The sequence below is a fragment of the Pseudomonas sp. MWU12-2020 genome, from assembly GCF_023100605.1.
GTDB classification, from domain to species: domain Bacteria; phylum Pseudomonadota; class Gammaproteobacteria; order Pseudomonadales; family Pseudomonadaceae; genus Aquipseudomonas; species Aquipseudomonas fluorescens_H.
In genome coordinates this window covers 1-1024 of record NZ_JALMEX010000042.1, presented here as the reverse complement: position 1 = coordinate 1024, position 1024 = coordinate 1, and the positions used below count along the sequence as shown (strand labels likewise).

At 56.6% G+C, this 1024-nt stretch carries 1 protein-coding gene; it reads right to left on the bottom strand.

The annotated features are described in order from the left end of the window. Positions 1 to 798, bottom strand: a 798-nt coding sequence (locus M0814_RS28940) for an IS110 family transposase (protein WP_103486035.1), incomplete at its 3' end; no start/stop codon positions are given. Positions 799 to 1024 lie beyond the last annotated feature (226 nt).

Genomic DNA, 1024 nt, shown 5'->3' with positions numbered 1-1024 from the left:
CTTGAAGTCGGCTTGATGGCGGATAACGACCCAGCACGACATGTATAGCGCACGTCTGACACGGGCTCTCCCTCCGTAAATCTGACGTTTCCCGCTGTGATTGCCACTGTCGTCGTTGTAAGGAGCGATTCCCGCCAAGGCGGCGATCTCCCTGCGATCCAGCTCGCCGAGTTCGGGTAGATAAACCAGCAAGCTGGCGGTCGCCACAGTGCCGATGCCTTTGACGGAGATAAGCCGATCGGCTTTTTCCGCATCCAGCTCACGCATGCTTTGATCGATGGCTTTGCCGAACTGCTTGATCTGGGTCTGCAGGTAGCGAATATGGTCCTTGATCGCCTCTATGACCGCGGGCAACTGGGCCTGTTGCAGCCGGCGCTTGTTGTCATCGCGCTGCTGGACGAAGTGCTCGCGTAATTGAATCAACTCGCGCAGGGCTTCACGCTCAGGCGAGATGGGCTTTTCGCGAGACGCATGCAGCGCTTCGGCAAAATCGGCGAGAACCGCCGCGTCGATGGGATCGGTTTTGGCGTTCTTGCCCATTGCTACGGCAAAGGCTCTGGCCCGGCGAGGATTGATCCTCAACACGCTGAAACTTGCCTGCTGCAATGCTGCCATGACCCTGCGTTCATAGCCGCCTGTGGCTTCCAGCAACACGCGGCCAACCGTGTACTGACCTAAACGCGCGATCAGCACATCAAAGCCTTCAACGGTATTGGGAACTTCAAAGCCGTCTTTCTGTGGTTGAACCCAGACGACGAGATTGGATTTGGAGATATCGATGCCGACCCAGGAAATCATGGCAAAACCCTCTTACACTCAGAAGTGAGAGTGCTCTGGCTTTGCCCACGCTTGTGATTCGAGTGGCGCTCGTCCAACTGTTCGGGCTTATGGGCCAGAGTAGAAAGGTGGATGGCAGCTTTGCTCCCACTCGTGCTTCAAGCACCGCGGACTCACAGCTTGCCATCCACCCCTCTCACCTCAGAGTTTATTCCTTTACTCAGACACAAGCGGGCTTGCTCGCGAA